The sequence below is a fragment of the Streptomyces malaysiensis subsp. malaysiensis genome (genome assembly GCF_040653035.1).
Classification (GTDB): Bacteria; Actinomycetota; Actinomycetes; order Streptomycetales; family Streptomycetaceae; genus Streptomyces; species Streptomyces malaysiensis.
This window is the reverse complement of the sequence record NZ_JBEZNG010000006.1, coordinates 160,834-176,950: the sequence shown is the minus strand read 5'-3', so window position 1 is coordinate 176,950 and position 16,117 is coordinate 160,834. Positions and strand designations below refer to the sequence as shown.

The window sequence follows — 16,117 nt, the reverse complement described above, 5'->3', positions numbered from 1 at the left end:
CTCTTCGGCGTTTTCATCCCGTTCCCCCGCGGAGTCTAGAGGCCGCCGAAGAGGGGCTTTACCCGCAACGAGCACACATCCGAGAGGACGAATATGCGTCGGGACCAGTGCACGTCACCCACCGGCTGGCTGCCGCCTGACCGTCCCAGTGCTGGGCCTCGGCGTCCACGACCACGTCAGTACTTCGCGGGCGGTGTGCGTGTGCCGTACATCGCTGCGTGGACAGGCGAAAACGCGCCTCCGGCCGTGATCACGACGCGGCACGGTCGCGGCGGTATGGGCATCGGTTACGCAGGCGAATACGGTATCGCCGACCGTCGTCGTGGCGCCCTGTGGATCAGGGTGCCGGTCAGGCACGGGGCTGGCGCGCCTCTGCTCGGACGTGTGCACGCTTTGCGTCAGCGGCTGGCGATGAATCACATGCTGTGTCAGTTCTGCGGCCGGCCCACTGATGACCGGCCCGATGGGCGGCATCTGTTCTTGCTGCATGCCACCAGCGGCAAGCCGGTCGCAGATGGGGAGAGGACGGCCACACCGCCTGTATGCGATGGCTGTGCCCTTGAAGTACTGAGCCGTCCTTCCGTGCGGAGGGAGTGTGTGGCGGTGCTGGTGGAGCACGCCGCAGCCTGGGGCGTGGCCGGGGTGGTGCACGCGCCCGAGACTCTCAGGCCGGTGCCCGGCGAGCACGGTGAGCCGTTCACGCTCGTGGCGTACGACGACCCGCGACTGCCCTGGACCCTCGCCTGCCGCGAGGTCGTCGCGCTCCACGGCTGCACGGCTGTGGACCTTGGCGATCTGACGGAGCACACCGCTGCCTGAGCCGGTCATCCCGTGCCAGTACACCGATACGTATCGAAACGAGAAAGGGTCGTTGTGACCAGCCAACCGTCGGGCCGATGGAGGCTATCGGCTCGCGAGCGCGAAGCCCTACAGCTCATAGCGAGCGGTATGACGCCGGCACAAGCGGCCGCGGAGATGGGTGTGGGGACATCCAGAGTGAACGACTGCCTACGGTTCGCCTTGGTGAAGCTCGGCTCCCCCGAACGGCCGGGTGCCGTGCACCGGGCCTACACGCTGGGGGAAATCTCCCCGCCCGAGCACACAAATGACGGTGCGGACCTCGTGCTCAGCGGGGGTCAGCACGAAGTTCTGCACGGCTTGGCAGGCGGTCAGGATCTGCGATGGATCGCTGCGAACGGCAGGGTGCATCTGGACGTCGTACGCAGAGACGTGCGTGCGCTGATGGCACTGGTGGGCGCTAAAACCGCGGCGCATCTTATCCGTCGTGGCTGGGAGCTCGGCGTACTCGGACCGGCACCGGATAAGGCTCGGGTCGCTCGGCTATCCGGGGCCCAGGGAGTGCCGTCTATTTAAGCGACCCCGACGTGAGCATCAGGGATATAAGTGAAGTTACAGGGCGCTCATTCGGGTTCATTTACACGATGCTCAATGAAGCAGGTGTGGAGCTGCGTCCACGCGGCGGATCGTATTCTCGTGATGAGGCGCTGGAGATTTAGAGCGTCGGCAAACGGAGAACAATGCAGTCATGAAGTCGAGGGTGCTCCGCGCGCTCGAATGGCTGGCTTGTCAAGGGGAGATGATGACGATTACTGATCCAGATATGGTGCAGAGCCAAGTCGGTGTGCTCAACAAGGTATCTGCGATCCTCGCCGTGCTGGAAGAGGGGCCGGCGCATCTGGAAACGGTGATTTCCGAAACTGGCCTGAAGCGTCCCACGGTGCGTCGACTCGTTCTCGCTATGCAGGAGCTGGGCCTGGTCGAGGCCGACCAACAGGAGCAGTTCATTGTCGGTCCGAGGCTGATTCGCCTGGCAAGGGCGGCGCACCAGGCGATCGTTGACCGTGAACTGCGGCAGCAACTCAGCGCGCTGCGGGCCACAACCGGCGTACGGTCTGTCCGCCTCGAACGGCGTTGTGACGATCAGCGGATCTGCATGGCCGAGGACCCGCGACTCAACTCGGCGGCCACTGACCGCAAGCCGGCCCGGGTAGCGGCGATGGGAGATGACCCCGTCTCGCGTGTCTTCCTCGCCTGGCAGGAGCTCAGCCAGGGCCGTGAAGTCTGGAGGGATGCCGCCGCTGAGTGCTCCGCTATACGGTGTCGCGGCTGGGTACAGGGCGTTGCCGGCGGGGGCCTGGTTCTGGCGGTGGCGGTGCGCGGCCGTGATGGGGAACTGGCCGCCGTCCTGTCGCTGTCCAGCCGCTTCCAGCGGACACGCCGCGAAGCCTCGTACGGCCATGAAGTGATCACGGTCGCCATCGAGGCTGCCGCCCGCATCTCTCACCACCTCCGCGCCAATGAGACGACCGGCCTGGTCGAGGGGCTGGAAGACCGTGCTCAGCGCGTCGGACCACGGTCCGTCGAATAGGCCCCGCTCGGGGCATCGGTTGATGCCGGGTCCCGGTGCCCCGAGCGGTATCAAATCTCCCGGCGCGAAACCATGCACGAGGTCTCGCACCGGGTTCACGAAAGAAACACTCACAAGGGAGAAGAAATGACAGTTCTCGCCAGCGAACCCCAGGTGGAGCAGCATGCGAATCTCATGCAGCAGCTGCATGACGTACTCAAACAGCATGAGATCGGAGGGGCTTTTCGGCTCATGTTCGTGCCGTCAGAGCTGGAGATCTCCGACGACGAGGTTCTTGTCCAGGCTGTGAATGCGGAGCGGGGCGTGGTCGAGATTCGCCCTCGCAAGCTGACCGAACTGGCCCCCGGGGAGGTTCTTCACGCAACTCAGGTCATCGATCCGTCGGGTGAACCGCTGATCGCCCGTGGCCCGGGACCCTTTGGGAAGGATTGCAAGGCGTCGCTGAGGCTGAATGGATCCAGGGGACACCTGTACGCGACCTAGGAGGACTGGCCGATGGATGCTCATTCGCATCAAGCAGTGGCCTTCAGCTTCCTCGGGCGCCTTGGAACTGCGGTTTGGCCGAGGCTCACGGCAAGCCATCCGGTGCACATCCAGCAGGTGTTTGACGCTGCATGGATCGAGAGTCTCTCCCTCCCCTTGGGAGAGGCGAAGGCAGCGAGCCAGACTGTTGCGCTCATTGACGGGATGGATTTCCATCGCCAGTCCGATAAGGATGCGGTTGCGCATGCTTATCAGGAGCGACAACGTACGCGCGTCTACGAGAGCCTGAACGTTCGCAGCGACGGATGGTTCAGCACAGTGACGCTGCGACTGACCGCGATAATGCGCCACCAAGTGATCTGTACCGCCTACGAGTCACATGCTGGCGACCGCAATCTCGGCGCACACGATGACGAATGGCTCGGCGTGATCACCCAAATGCGTGGTGCGAAACGCTGGCTTGTCTGGCCGGAAACCACCGGTGCACCCGAGGAGATAGTCACCAGGGTTGGAGATGTGCTGATCCTGCCGCAGGGGGTGAAACATGAGGTGAGCACGCCGGATTCTCCCGGACATTCGGTGCATCTAGTGTTCGCCATTACGGACGAACTGGTGTGACGTCCAGAAAGCGCGGTGACTGCTAAGGCTCAAAACAGCCTACAGCTGGGCGCGGCCTGCGTACCCGGAGCTGACCGGGAACCGATCGTCAGGCATAGAGAAGTCGCTACGCTCCGCGCGGTTCCCTGGTCTGAGCACCGCCTGGATCCTTTGACCGTTCATCCAGTTCCCCAGAGCACACCCAAACCCTATGTGCCCTGGGCGCACGAGACGCCGCCTCGACCGGGGCGACGTATCCGACTCGACCTCTGGAGGTCTCGTGGAAGACGAGTTCGAACTCGATATCACTGTCCTGGAGTCCGGTGATCGCTCCGCCAAGCTGATCAACCTCACTGACGACGGCTGCGGCAGCACCTGCTCCAGCCCATGCGCCTCCAGCGTGGCCTGATGGCAGCCGCGCCGTAGTTACGGCGCTGGCTTGTGAGGAGGTGACTCCTCACAAGCCAGCGCCGGAACGGAAGAACTCACGAGAGGAAGCACATGGCCACGAAGAGCTGCTTGCCCTACCGGTGCGCCGGTACGGCGATGGTGCGCGCGTCCGGTCACCGCCTTCCCCTGGCCTCGTGGCCGGACCTCGCGGACAGCTCCCCTCATCGGGTTGCCCGTTGGCGTGGGTGGCTCCAAGCCGCCTGGGACAGAGAAGAGCTGGCGGCGGCCGTCGAGCAGGCCAGCCCGGCCCTGGCCCGGCAAGTTCATGCCGTGTGCGTAGGCGAAGTCGAGGACGCTCGGCGGGTACGGCGCGCTGCTTCCGCCCTCGTGCGATACGCGCTGCGCATGCACGGAAGGGCGACTCCGTTCGGGCTGTTCGCCGGTGTTGTCCCTGTGGCCTTCGCCGACGAACCCCTTGTGGTCTGGGGAGATCAGCACCGCGCCTTCGTGCGGGCCGACGGCACCTGGCTTGCTGATGTCATCAAGCGGCTTGAAGCCTGTCCGGCGGTTCTCCATCGCTTATCCCTGGTGGCGAACAACTGCGCGTTCTTGCGGGGAGGGCGCCTCGTCGTGCCCTACCCCCCACGCTCCGGCCGCGCGGAGGAACCCGCTGCCGAGGTCTCGCTCCGATACACCGCGGCTGTACGGCTGGTGGTGGAAGCCGCCCGCGCTCCGCTCCGGGGCCGCGAACTGGTGGAGAAGGTGAGCGCGGAGTTTCACCAGGTGGCGCTGTCCAAGGTCGAGAGCCTCGTCACCAGCCTGGTCAGCCAAGGGGTTCTGCTCAGTGCTCTGCACGCCCCAGCAGGCACCTTCGATGCCTTCGATCACCTGATGCAACAGATGGCGGGGGCCGGGGTCGAGGACGTCCCGGATGTTGCGCAGCTGACAGCCCGGCTGCAAAAGGTCCAGAGCAAGCTGGCCGCACACAATGCGCCCACCGGACCGGTGGAGGGGCGGAGGCTGCGCGCCGCGCTTCGTACGGACATGCTCGCGGTCAGCACGGTGGTGGAGCAGCCGGTTGCGGTGGACGCGCGGCTGGACTGCACGCTCGTTCTGCCTCACCAGGTTGCCCGCGCAGCGGAGGAGGCCGTCTCATTGTTGGCCCGTCTCAGCCCGTTCCCGTATGGTTCGCCAGCCTGGAAGTCTTACCACAACCGGTTTTTCGAGAGGTACGGCATCGGTTCTCTTGTCCCGGTGCGCGATCTGGTCGACGCGGACCTAGGGCTGGGGTTCCCCGACGGATACCTGGACGCAGAGCCGGAAGCCGGCACCGCGGTGAGCGGCAGGGACCGGCACCTTTTCGCTCTGGTGCAGCAGGCTGCCCTTGAAGGGCGCGACGAGGTCCACCTGGATGAGGAACTCGTCAGAGCGTTGACTCCAGGTGAGCCGGACCGGGTACGACTGCCGCCCCACCTGGAGCTCCGGTTCCGCCTCCAAGCTCCCGACATTGCGGCGGTCGCCCGGGGTGAGTTCACCCTCGCCGTCGTCAGCCCCTCGCGCGGCATCGGCACGACGACCGGCCGATTCATCGGCTTACTGGACCCGGAAGAACAGGCACAAGCCAGAAAGGCGTTCATCCACCTGCCGACGAGCGACTCGGGTGCACGCCCGGTCCAGCTTTCCTTCACGCCTCTCAATCGGTGCGACACCCACGTCACCCGGGCCCCGGACGTGCTGCCCGACGTGATCAGCCTTGCCGAGCATCGCGTCGAGGGCAGCGCAGGGCTCATTGCCCTGGACGATCTGGCTGTGGGCTGCGACCCGCAGCGTCTGTTCTTGGCTTCTCTCTCCCGGCAGCAGCGCCTGGAGCCGATGGCGCCTCACGCTCTTGACCTGCGCGCCCACACCCCGCCGCTGGCTCGATTCCTGTTGGAGATCGCCAAGGCAACGTCCACCGTGGTGACGCCCTTCACCTGGGGTGCGGCCAACGCCCTGCCGTTCTTGCCCCGTGTGCGGTACGGCCGCACGATTCTGTCTCCCGCCAGGTGGCGCTTGCACCGCTCCGACGTTCCCGACCGCCGTGCCGCGTGGCCGCAGTGGCGCGAGGCTCTGGAGCAGTGGCGGCAACGCAGCCGTGTACCGGACTGGGTGGCATTGACTGAAGGCGACAGGGCATTGCCGCTGAACCTCACCGAGGCGGCGCACCTGGAGCTTGTGCGCTCGCACCTGGCCACGTCGGAGTCGGCGGTGCTGACCGAGACACAACCCGGTGCGGACGGTTGGTTGGACGGCCACGCCCACGAGATCACCGTGCCGCTGCAAGCTGACCATCCTGCACTGTCGCGTGCGACGCCGCCGGTCTCTACGGCACGGTTGGTGACGCGCGAACACGGCCACGTCCCCGGCGCCTCCCGGTGGCTGATGGCCAAGATCTACAGCCACACCAAACGTCACCCGGAGATCCTCGGCCATCACCTGCCCGGCCTGTTCGCCCGGTGGGAGCAGCCGCCAATGTGGTGGTATACGCGCTACCGCGACCCGCGCTGGCATCTGCGCCTGCGCCTCGCGCTGGCGGATGTCGGAGACTTCGGCACCGGCGCCGCCCGCGTTGCCGAGTGGGCTACGGAGCTTCGCCGACAAGGGCTCGTCGGAGACGTGCAGTTCGCCACCTCCTACCCGGAGACCGGCCGGTGGGGAACCGCAGGCGGGCTGGAGGCGGCCGAGACGGTGTTCGCCGCAGACTCCGCCGTCCTGGTCACCGCCTTCGCCCAGCCCGCTCGGCCACACCCGCAGGCCCTGGCCGCCGCGAACCTCGTCGCTACCGCAACGGCCTTCACTGGCAGCACCGTTGTGGGAATGGACTGGCTGATCCGCCACGGGCACCTCACCGACCCTGGCCCGCTGGACCGAGCGGTACGCGCCGAAGCACTCAGCCTGGCCGACCCGACAGGTGATTGGGCGGGCCTGCGTGCAGCCCCCGGCGGCACCGCCATCCATGCAACTTGGGCGGCACGGGCCCGCGTGCTGACCGCCTATGGAGACCGGCTGCGCGCCTGTGATGACGGTACCGACCCCGACGCGGTTCTCGACTCGCTGCTGCATGCCCACCACATCCGGGCTGCGGGGATCGACAAGGCGGATGAGCGTAGTTGTATCCGGCTGGCCCGCGCCGCCGCCCTTGCCTGGAAGGCACGACGCGCATGATCACCCCCCAGAATGACCACGACGTACAGACGGCGGTTGATCTGATTGCCGACCGCCTCGCCTCGCCGGAGCAGGCCCGCACATGGAACCTGACGCATGGCTGGTGGCCTCAGTCCCTGGCCAACGGCGCCGTCGGCGTGGCACTGCTGCACATCGAGCGGGCCCGCATTGGCCTTGCCTCCTGGCAGCGCGCTCACGACTGGCTGGCTTGCGCCGCTGCTGGGGGCGCCGTCGGAGGCCCGGACAGTCACCTGTTCTACGGAGTCCCAGCTCTCGCCTTCGCCCTCCACGCTGCCGCCACTGGCTGGCCCGACCGTTACGCCCGCGCCCTGGAAACGCTCGACAAGCACCTGGCCGCCACTGTCCAGGCACGGTTGGCGGCCGCTCACGCACGCATCGACCGCGGGGAGCCGCCGGCTCTGGCCGAGTTCGACGCGATCCGGGGCCTGTCCGGCATGGCCGCCTTGCTGATGTGCCGAGAGGTCCACACCGACCTAGCGCGGCAGGTGATCGCCTACCTGGTACGACTCACCGAGCCCATCGAAGACGGCGAGGAGTTGCTGCCCGGCTGGTGGAGCGCACTGGCACCCTCGGGCGCCCCGAGCACGGACTTCCCCCGCGGACATGGCAACAACGGCATGGCGCACGGCATCGCCGGGCCACTGGCCGCCCTGTCCCTGGCAACGTTCCACGGCATCACCGCTCCGGGGCAGAGCAAGGCGATCGAACGGATCTGCTCCTGGCTCGATCGGTGGCAGCAGCAGGGCCTGGCCGGTCCCTGGTGGCCGTACTGGATCACCCGCGAACAACTGGGCACAGGCGACCCGGGCATCGGTCCGTCCCGACCGTCGTGGTGCTACGGCGCCGCTGGCATCGCCCGCGCCCAGCAGCTCGCCGCCCTCGCTTTGGGTGACACCGCGCGCCAGCACATGGCTGAGGACACGCTCCTACGCGCAGTGACCGACCCGGGACAGCTCGACCAGACCACGGACGCTTCGCTGTGCCACGGCTTCGCCGGGCTCGTCCACCTCACCCAGCTCGCCGCAGCAGACGCGATCAACCCCGGCTTGGCGCAGGCCCTTCCACATCTCCTGCAACGGCTCGTCCCTGCCGGTCCCCAAGTCCTGGCTGACTCCTTGCTGGCGCCCCCGCAAGGTGCGGCCGCCATCGGGCTTCTCGAAGGCGCCGCAGGTATCGCCATGGCTCTGCACAGCACGCAGGAAGGCACATCCGCCGCCACCGTGTGGAACGCCTGTCTCCTGATCAACTAGTCGCAGAGGGAGGGAACCCCGTGCCCGACGACGAGTGGCCTCAGCGCGTCATCGAGTTCACCGACTGGCCCGATGCCGAACGCGTGGCCGTCGCTCACCTTCGACCTATCCTGGACAGTGGTGGCACGCGGCAATGGTCTTTCATCCGCAAGGCCCCGACCTGGCGCCTGCGCTACCGCCCGGACCCGGCAGACCCAACGTGCCTGGACCAGGCTCTCGACACCCTGGTCGCAGATGGAGCGGTGCGCGAGTGGGTGCCGGGCATCTACGAATCGGAGACGGCAGCCTTCGGCGGCCCGGACGGGATGGAACTCGCCCACGAATTCTTCCACCGTGACAGCCGCCACGTCCTGGACCAACTCGCCTGTCAGCAGCAGAATCCAGGCTCCCCGGTTCTTGGACGCCGGGAGTTGGCGATCGTGCTGTTCAGCGCGTGTCTGCGAGCTGCCGGACTCGACTGGTACGAGCAGGGCGATGTTTGGGCCCGGGTGGAGGCCGAACGGCAGCACCCCGACCGCGCACTGTTACGACGGCACCGCGCCGCCGTACGTCGGCTCATGACGGTGGATGTGGGACCGCACAGCAGCCCGGTTGCCGACGGCCGACTGGCGTACCTCACCGACTGGGTCACCACCTTCGAGTGGGCAGGCCAGCAGCTCGCGCACCTCAACCGCCGAGGACGACTGGAGCGGGGCCTGCGCGCCGTGCTCGCCCATCATCTGATCTTCCACTGGAACCGCTTGGGCCTCCCGCGTGAGGACCAAAGCGCCTTGTCAACACTGGCGAAAGAGGTAGTTATGGGAACGAACGACACCGCCGCGTCCACGCCCAGCACGGGTGAGGCGGCCACTACTGTCACCGGGGTGAACAGTGACACCATTGAGACCAGCCCCGATGACCTGCGTGCCCACCTCGTAGACCAACTGGTCCAGGACGGCAGCATCCGCACCGCGCGGGTGGAGCAAGCGATGCGGGCCGTGCCCCGCCACCTCTTCGTCCCCCAAGCGCCCCTGGAGAAGGCGTACTCCAACACCACGGTGGACACCAAGTACGACAGTGCAGGTCGGTCGATCAGCTGTGCTTCCCAGCCCGGCATCGTTGCCCTGATGCTGGAACAGCTCCACGTCGAGCCCGGCATGAAGGTACTGGAGCTGGGCGCCGGAACCGGCTTCAACGCCGGATTGCTCGGACACCTTGTGGGCGAGCAGGGGCATGTCACCACCATCGACGTGGACCACGACATCGTGGAAGGTGCCCGCATCGGCCTGAAGGCCGCCGGCCTGGGCAACGTCACCGTCATCCTCGGCGACGGCGCGCAGGGGTACGCCGCCAACGCCCCCTACGACCGGATCGTGGCGACCGTCGGCGCCCACGCGGTGCCCCTTGCCTGGCTCGACCAGCTCGCCCCCGGTGGCCGACTGCTCTCCCCCCTGCGGCTGCGCGGCAGCGTCTCCCGCTCGATCGCCTTCGAACGCGACGCCGAAAGGCGCTGGCGCAGCGTCGGCTCCGAGATGAACACTTTCATGCCGCTGCGCAGGGGCATCGCCGACGACCCACGGATCTTCGTCCCGCTGACCGAGGACGGCAGCGTGACCCTGGTGACCAACGGCGACCAGACCGTGGACACCGATGCCCTCGCCGACGTCCTGAACCAGCCGCGAGCCGAGGCATGGACCGGCGTGACCTTCCGAGGGCCCGAGTCCCCGGAGTGGCTGGAGCTGTGGCTTACCTGCGCACTCCCCAACGGCCTGAGCCGTATGCCCGCCAAGCGTGAAGCCATCGACAGCGGTCTGCTCACCAACCCCTACGCCAGCTCGACCGCCACATTCGACAAGGGCACGCTGACCTACCTCACCCGGCGCAAGGCCGACCACACCGCCGAGGATGGCGCCACGCTGTACGAGTTCGGAGTCATCGGCCACGGCCCCGACGCCGACCATCTCACCGAACGCGTCACCGAGGCAGTACGCACCTGGGACTCCGACTTCCGGACCCGCAACGTCGCCTTCGAAATCCGACCGCTCGACGCCCCCTCCCCGGAGCAGAAGCCGGGCCGATTCACCTTCGACAACCCGCTGAACCGGATCGTCATCGAGTGGCAGTGATGTGGACGCCAGCCAGATAGCGCGACGCTTCCCACTGATAGCGCGCCCTCGCCCAGCGTGCCCTCCACTCGCCGAGCGGGTGAGGGAGATAAGCGATCTGGCCCGCTCCGCCGAGCATGAGGGGAAGCTGAGCCTGGCAGCGGCAGCGCAGAACAAGGCGGCCCTGATCGCCAGCGACTGCGGTATGCCCGACCTGGCACGCACCCTGTGCTGGCGCCACGCCGAGGTCTACCTGTGCGCACAGCCCCTGAGCGCACAGGAGGCCCGGTACGCCCTGGAACCGGTAGTCAACATCGCCCGACTCCTCATCCGGGACGGAGACGCCAACGGCGCCTACCGCCTGCTCGATGCCCTCGTTCAGGCGGCCCGAACCCGCGGCCGTGCGGAAGTGGACGGCCACACCATCTGCTTCAAGGACCTGATCACAACGGACGAGGAGCACCAACAGCTTCACCAGTGGCTGTGGACCATCCTGCTCGGAGACGGAACCCGGGCCCTGGTGGCGGCGGGAGCCTGGAACCGAGCCCGATCCCAGGCACGCCGACACCGCGGAGTTGGACACCGGCTCCTGGACGGCCGCCAAGTCGAAGTCCTTGGACGATGCCTTGCCGGAGACCCCGATGGCGCCTACGCCTTCTTGGGAGAGAGCGTCCCGACTGAACCTTGGGAACACTCCGTCGCCTCATGCCTTGCCGCCCTTTGCCGACACCTGTCTGGAATCAACGACGAGACCATCATGGCGGCGATGGTGAGGAACTACCTCAACTTGGACACGACTGCGGAACTGGACCTGTTCCGCACTCGCCTCGGACTGACCGCTCTCGACCTCACCGAGACTGACCCCGCACTCGCCACCGCCGTCACGACCCGCCTCCTGCCGGAAGCAGCAAGTTGCCGCAACGGGTATGTCGCCCGAGAGGTGCTCGCTCACCCATCCTGCCGAGAACGCCTCAAGCCCCCCGCGGAGAGAATCCTGTACGCGGCCGTCTACTCGGCAGGACTCGACCAGGGACACATGCCCACGCCCCTGGAAAGAGAGCTCTTACAGGCAGCAGAATCCGGGGCCACGACGACGGAACACCTTCTCGCCCACAAGCGGCCCGCAACGGGCAGCACCTGATCAGGCTTGTCCGACAGCGCACTTAGCGTCGCCTGCATGGACGACAGCAACGAGACCACGCACCGGGTACGCATCACCGCGAGGGGGCCGAAGGCCAAGATCGAGATCGACGGACAGCGGATCGACCCGGGAGCCCTGACCAGCTACACGCTCAGCCACCACACGGGCGAGCCACCGCACCTCATCCTCGACTCCGAGCACCTCGACAGTCTCGCCTTCGACGGCTTGGCCCGCGTCGCGATCGCTGACGTGCCTGCCCCGGGCCCAGCCGCTGCGATCTTCCTGGACGCGATCGACGCCGAGGAACTGGAGCGTGCGGCGCTTGCCCGTCCCGATCTCGGGACGGAGCCGCACTCGCTCACCAAGGCCATGCTCACCCAGCTCGGGGAGTGGGCCCGTTCGGCCCGGCTTCCAGGTCCTCCCGGATGACACCGGCGACCTGCCCGGCTTCGTGTTCATCTCCCCCGGCCCCGACCCCGACCCCGACGCCACGGACCGGATTCGCGGGCGGAGACCTCGGCTATCTCGCCGTTATGCGCTGGGCCGGATGGGGCGTCATCACCGAATCCATGCCCGCGGGTCTGTGGGCCGCCTGCCACCCCGACTACCGGGACAAGCCCTTCCCCCACCTACCTGCCCGTCTGGCCCGCCCCAATGGCGGGCCGGACGGCCACTGACTTCTTGCCTCGCGCGGCAGCCCCGGTCGTCGCGCGGCCCGCGCCCTCTTGGGTGAAGAAGCCCCCGCCCAAGCCCAAGGCCCGTCCCACCGGCAAGATCACGGCCCGGCGCTACGCCGCCGCGCGACCCGCACGAGCACGCCCGCAAGATCGCAGAGAACGTCCTCGACGCCTGATACCAGTCCTTCGGCGGCAGCAGCATCGACGTCCCCCTCGGCACCGTCGCCGGGCTCTCCCTCCTCCGCAACATCCCGGGCCTGGCGGACTGGGCGCTCAACCTCCAGCCGGAAGAGCTCCCACAGCTCCTCAAGGAGATCTACCTCGGCCGCTGGATCAAGCGCCCCGACCTGATCAACCGCGCGATACGCCTCCAGGACTGGGCCTGGAACCCTGACCCCGACAAGCAGCAGCTCCGCGCCGTCCACGCCGTTACTCGCGCCGCCATCAACACCGGCCTGCTCGACCGCACCGGCGACGACGACCCTTGGCAACGCTCCGAGGCCGACGTCCTCAGCCCGCTGCTCCCCGACCTCGACCCGCCGTGGAGAAAAGAGGACACCGACACTCCCGACCGCACCGCCGCCTACCAGCACCCCGAAGGCCACCGCGTCCAGTCTCGCGGCCTCGCCATCCAGACCTGGGTCACCGCTCGCCCCGACCTGCCGCCGATCCCTGACGGCACCGACACCGAGCGGGCCGAGGCACAAGCCGCCAACGACGCCCGGCTCCAGCCGGCCGCACCTGGCACGCCGTCCTCGCCACCCGCACAAGCGACGCCTTGGTCACCGACCTCGGCGCACTGCTCAACAAACGGCTGCTCCCAGCCCTCACGAAGAAGCTACGCCACGTGACAACCGCACAGCCGAAGATCACCAGCGTGCAGCCGCTGGCTGCCGACACCGAACAGCTCGACACCACACCGCACACGGAAGGAACCCGGAAGTGAGCACGCCCGACGACACCATGCAGGTGCCCGGCTACGACGAGGCCATGGCTGAGGCGGGCGGGAAGAAGCTGTGATCCGCGGTGTGAACCGACGGAGTGATCTGCCTCGGGCACGGTGGCGGTCGCACCACTGGAGCGACCGCCACCGGCTAGCTACCGCCGCTGCTCGAACATGACCAGGAACGGGGAGACGAATCCCGACGCTTCGACCGGGCTGGTGTTCTTGAAGATGATCAGCAGCACGCCAGCCACCAGGGCGAGCCCGTAGATTCGGGCCGTGGTGGCGTCGTGACCGTTCCTGACTTCGGGCACGGCGTTGTTTTCGCACATAATGGAGTAGCTCCTGTTCTTTGCTGGACAAGGGCACGGTTACTCACAGCGACTAGGACCCCTGTGGTAACCAGACGGCGGCTGGGGCGGCGGCGCATTGCAGTGCGCATACGCCTCAGCCGTTAGTCATGGGTCGACGTGAAACCTCCTTCAGGGTTCGGCCATACGACCTCGATGCACAGGGATGCGCAGAGGTCGAGCAGGTCCGCCCTCGGCGCCGCGGGCACGAGTAGCGCGAGGGTGGGAGTCGGGTCGAAGAAGCGGCGGTAATCCATGAGGGCGCCGATCGCCGTCCGAACTGCTTGCCGGGCGGCGCTGTGTTTCACCTCGATCAGCCTGTTCCCAGTGACGTCCAGAAGATCGACACGAGTAACCGAGGTTTCGCCCTTCACGCGTACCTGGGCGCTGACGACCTCGCGCCCAAGACCGTTCAGGTGGCTGGCGTACTCCGCAGTCAAGCGTTTGACAATGTCTCCCGCAGTTTCCTGGGGCTGTCGGCGCACACTGGTCAGCCTGAAGTCCAGCGCCCTGGTGATGCGTGTTTCGGTCGGCGGAGTGACCGGCAGGCGCGGTCCGTCGGGGACAGTGGCTCCGACCGGCCGCAGCCGGAAGACGATTACGGTCCGCATGAAGCCGTTGGCATCTGGGGCGTCCGCGACGTAGTACGGCTGCTCAGGGTCGACCTCGAAGCGCCCCAGATGGCGGTAGAGCCGACCTGGTTTGTCTGAGTGCCTCCGGAGCTGGTGGAACAAGTGCACCGCGCGCTCCTGCTCCTTGTGGCGCAGCAGCGCGAGGTTTCCTCGCGTCATCTCCTGGTCGCCGTGCATGCCAGCGCCTGCAAAGTGAAAAACTCCGTCGTCCCCCCACCCAGTGAAGTCGTCCGGGTTAGGTCGCTCGGTGACGAAGGCCATCACCATCTGAGACCGCGTCGATGGTGAGATGCCGCCTTGGGGGGTACCGCCGAAGCGCGCGTGCAGTTCACGCCGCGTCACTACCTCGCCCAACTTCAGCTCGTCCGTGGCCGCCGCCCCAACTCCCATGCCATAAAGACTACCTGAGTCACCGTGATGAGAGAGGGTGACTTCTCGATGTCATGTGGCAGATGAGGGTTGCTTGACCTGTGCTTAAGCCCAGAAATGCGGATGAAAGGTAACGGATCTCCCTGTTGAGCGTTATTGCTTCGTTATTGACGGTCTGAGGTGGAGTGCCAGGCGCGTAGGGTGGCGCCTGTGGCGCCTCACCGCCTATCGTCTGCTGGCCGCGTACGACTGCCGCGCCGACGCGGGGGTTCCCGTTCATCCGTTCAGAGCAAGATCCGGTGGACACGTAGTGGACACGAGGCTGGTTCAGGGGACAGGGAGCCTTCAGCCGCTTTCCGGCGCCCCTTCGGGGGTCGGCGCGCGTGTGGTGGAGCCTACTTCCGGAGGAAGGACTGGAGCATGGCCGTCACTTCCCGCGGCTTTTCCTCGGTCACCCAGTGACCCGAACCCTTCACGACCCGGCCGTGGACGTTCATGGCGTAGTCACGCCATTGGTCGGCGATTTTGCCACCGAATGACGCCTGGCCGCCGATCGCCAGGATGGGCATCCTCAGTTTGCCTTCGGCCAGGAACTTCTTGTTCTGCTGGACGTCTTCGCGGAGCTGGCGGTACATGCGCATCCAGGCCAGCGTGCGGCCCGGCTGTTTCAGGTAGTGGGCGTAGAAGTCGTAGTCGGCCGGCGTGAACGCGGACTTATTGACGAGAAGCTCCCCGATGAAGCCACGGACAAAGACGCGCTCGTGACCGGAGATGAGTTGCTCGGCGAGCGGCAACTGGAACAGGCCGAAGTGCCACATCGACGGGGTCTTCGGGTTGGCCTCCAGAGCCGGGAAGCGGTACAGGCTGTCGTCCGGGATGGGGGCTTCCATCACGGCCATGCGGCGCACCTCGGACGGCCACTGGGCCGCGTAGGCGTAGCTGACCCACAGGCCGACGTCGTGCCCGACGACCTGAACGCCGTCGTTCAGCTTCAGCCGCTTCAGCAGTTCATGCACGTCCCTGGCCATCTGCGCCTTCTGGTAACCGCTCTTGGTGACCTCGGAGTTGCCGGCGCCGCGGAGGTCGACGGCGATCACGGTGTGGTTCTTGGAGAGCGGTCCCATCTGGTCCCGCCACTCGGCCCACGACTGAGGAAACCCGTGGATCAGCACGACCGGTGAACCTTTGCCGCCTCGCAGGTAGTGCATGCGGAAGCCGTTCACGTTCGCGTACTTGGACTGAAAGCCGGGGGGCGGTTTCACTTTCGGGTAGGGCGACGGCGATTGTTTCGTCACGGTGCCATACCCGCGACTCTCGCCCCATGCTCCGGAACTCGCGCCGAGGGAGATCACCAGGACGGTCACCAGTGCCGCGATGAGTGCGGCGAATGTGTTGGTCTTTCCTATTCGGGTGCCCATGATTCACCTACCTGAAGTGATTCACCTGCCGTGCGTCATGAATGCTTCCAACGGAAATGGTGAATGCGGGGCAGAGGGAAGAAATGCCTGCACCCACTGTTGTGGCCCTACCGGACCATGGTGTGCACAGCACGCGGGGATACGCCATTGGAGGTGACGTTCGGGGAGG

General features: G+C 66.7%; 17 protein-coding genes. 13 read left to right on the top strand and 4 right to left on the bottom strand.

The window, feature by feature from the left end; genetic code table 11:
- Positions 1-597 precede the first annotated feature (597 nt).
- From AB0E24_RS15185 to AB0E24_RS15125, 12 genes are all read left to right on the top strand, one after another.
- A complete protein-coding gene (locus AB0E24_RS15185) occupies positions 598-819 on the top strand; it encodes a hypothetical protein (protein WP_079257516.1) in 222 nt (73 codons plus the stop codon).
- A gap of 566 nt (positions 820-1,385) precedes the next feature.
- Positions 1,386-1,517: a helix-turn-helix domain-containing protein gene (locus tag AB0E24_RS15175; RefSeq protein WP_383124456.1), complete on the top strand. Its 132-nt coding sequence runs from the start codon at positions 1,386-1,388 to the stop codon at positions 1,515-1,517.
- Between the two features lie 29 nt (positions 1,518-1,546).
- On the top strand, positions 1,547-2,389 hold the full coding sequence (locus tag AB0E24_RS15170; RefSeq protein ID WP_359377275.1) for a helix-turn-helix domain-containing protein: 843 nt from the start codon (positions 1,547-1,549) through the stop codon (positions 2,387-2,389).
- A 126-nt stretch (positions 2,390-2,515) separates the two neighbouring features.
- Positions 2,516-2,872, top strand: coding sequence for a hypothetical protein (locus AB0E24_RS15165; protein WP_359377272.1), 357 nt, complete (start codon positions 2,516-2,518; stop codon positions 2,870-2,872).
- Between the two features lie 12 nt (positions 2,873-2,884).
- Positions 2,885-3,490, top strand: a complete 606-nt coding sequence (locus AB0E24_RS15160) for a JmjC domain-containing protein (protein ID WP_359377268.1) — start codon at positions 2,885-2,887, stop codon at positions 3,488-3,490.
- A gap of 259 nt (positions 3,491-3,749) precedes the next feature.
- Positions 3,750-3,878 carry an FxLD family lanthipeptide gene (locus AB0E24_RS15155; protein ID WP_232564462.1) on the top strand — a complete coding sequence of 43 codons (129 nt, stop codon included), beginning with the start codon at positions 3,750-3,752 and terminating at the stop codon, positions 3,876-3,878.
- Between the two features lie 92 nt (positions 3,879-3,970).
- A complete protein-coding gene (locus tag AB0E24_RS15150; protein WP_359377265.1) occupies positions 3,971-7,063 on the top strand; it encodes a lantibiotic dehydratase in 3,093 nt (1,030 codons plus the stop codon).
- On the top strand, positions 7,060-8,334 hold the full coding sequence (locus tag AB0E24_RS15145; protein WP_359377262.1) for a lanthionine synthetase C family protein: 1,275 nt from the start codon (positions 7,060-7,062) through the stop codon (positions 8,332-8,334). Before AB0E24_RS15150 ends, AB0E24_RS15145 begins: the two co-directional genes overlap by 4 nt.
- 20 nt (positions 8,335-8,354) lie before the next feature.
- Complete coding sequence (gene fxlM / locus AB0E24_RS15140; protein WP_359377259.1) at positions 8,355-10,439, top strand: methyltransferase, FxLD system; 2,085 nt, start codon at positions 8,355-8,357, stop codon at positions 10,437-10,439.
- Positions 10,440-10,518: 79 nt separating this feature from the next.
- Positions 10,519-11,559 carry a hypothetical protein gene (locus AB0E24_RS15135; RefSeq protein ID WP_359377256.1) on the top strand — a complete coding sequence of 347 codons (1,041 nt, stop codon included), beginning with the start codon at positions 10,519-10,521 and terminating at the stop codon, positions 11,557-11,559.
- Positions 11,560-11,595: 36 nt separating this feature from the next.
- Positions 11,596-11,988 carry a hypothetical protein gene (locus AB0E24_RS15130; protein ID WP_359377254.1) on the top strand — a complete coding sequence of 131 codons (393 nt, stop codon included), beginning with the start codon at positions 11,596-11,598 and terminating at the stop codon, positions 11,986-11,988.
- Between the two features lie 104 nt (positions 11,989-12,092).
- Complete coding sequence (locus tag AB0E24_RS15125; protein WP_158525902.1) at positions 12,093-12,236, top strand: hypothetical protein; 144 nt, start codon at positions 12,093-12,095, stop codon at positions 12,234-12,236.
- 98 nt (positions 12,237-12,334) lie between these two features.
- Here AB0E24_RS15125 and AB0E24_RS15120 read toward each other — a convergent pair whose 3' ends face one another.
- Positions 12,335-12,841: a hypothetical protein gene (locus AB0E24_RS15120; protein WP_359377251.1), complete on the bottom strand. Its 507-nt coding sequence runs from the start codon at positions 12,839-12,841 to the stop codon at positions 12,335-12,337.
- A 173-nt stretch (positions 12,842-13,014) separates the two neighbouring features.
- Between AB0E24_RS15120 and AB0E24_RS15115 the strand changes: the two genes are divergently transcribed.
- Entirely contained in the window at positions 13,015-13,182 is a 168-nt protein-coding gene (locus AB0E24_RS15115; RefSeq protein ID WP_158525901.1) for a hypothetical protein, read from the top strand.
- A 152-nt stretch (positions 13,183-13,334) separates the two neighbouring features.
- Here the strand turns inward: AB0E24_RS15115 and AB0E24_RS15110 are convergent, their stop codons facing one another.
- The 3 genes from AB0E24_RS15110 to AB0E24_RS15100 form a co-directional block, all read right to left on the bottom strand.
- Complete coding sequence (locus AB0E24_RS15110) at positions 13,335-13,493, bottom strand: hypothetical protein (protein WP_359377248.1); 159 nt, start codon at positions 13,491-13,493, stop codon at positions 13,335-13,337.
- Positions 13,494-13,633: 140 nt separating this feature from the next.
- Entirely contained in the window at positions 13,634-14,551 is a 918-nt protein-coding gene (locus AB0E24_RS15105) for an SRA domain-containing endonuclease (protein WP_359377246.1), read from the bottom strand.
- A gap of 374 nt (positions 14,552-14,925) precedes the next feature.
- A complete protein-coding gene (locus AB0E24_RS15100; RefSeq protein ID WP_359377243.1) occupies positions 14,926-15,948 on the bottom strand; it encodes an alpha/beta fold hydrolase in 1,023 nt (340 codons plus the stop codon).
- Positions 15,949-16,117: the final 169 nt, after the last annotated feature.

What these genes read in the sequence shown, in the direction of transcription:
- AB0E24_RS15170 (WP_359377275.1), top strand. Translation starts at nt 1,547, where the DNA reads ATGAAGTCGAGGGTGCTCCGCGCGCTCGAATGGCTGGCTTGTCAAGGG.
- AB0E24_RS15165 (WP_359377272.1), top strand. Translation starts at nt 2,516, where the DNA reads ATGACAGTTCTCGCCAGCGAACCCCAGGTGGAGCAGCATGCGAATCTC.
- AB0E24_RS15160 (WP_359377268.1), top strand. Translation starts at nt 2,885, where the DNA reads ATGGATGCTCATTCGCATCAAGCAGTGGCCTTCAGCTTCCTCGGGCGC.
- AB0E24_RS15150 (WP_359377265.1), top strand. Translation starts at nt 3,971, where the DNA reads ATGGCCACGAAGAGCTGCTTGCCCTACCGGTGCGCCGGTACGGCGATG.
- AB0E24_RS15145 (WP_359377262.1), top strand. Translation starts at nt 7,060, where the DNA reads ATGATCACCCCCCAGAATGACCACGACGTACAGACGGCGGTTGATCTG.
- AB0E24_RS15130 (WP_359377254.1), top strand. Translation starts at nt 11,596, where the DNA reads ATGGACGACAGCAACGAGACCACGCACCGGGTACGCATCACCGCGAGG.
- AB0E24_RS15125 (WP_158525902.1), top strand. Translation starts at nt 12,093, where the DNA reads ATGCGCTGGGCCGGATGGGGCGTCATCACCGAATCCATGCCCGCGGGT.
- AB0E24_RS15105 (WP_359377246.1), bottom strand. Translation starts at nt 14,551, where the DNA reads ATGGGAGTTGGGGCGGCGGCCACGGACGAGCTGAAGTTGGGCGAGGTA.
- AB0E24_RS15100 (WP_359377243.1), bottom strand. Translation starts at nt 15,948, where the DNA reads ATGGGCACCCGAATAGGAAAGACCAACACATTCGCCGCACTCATCGCG.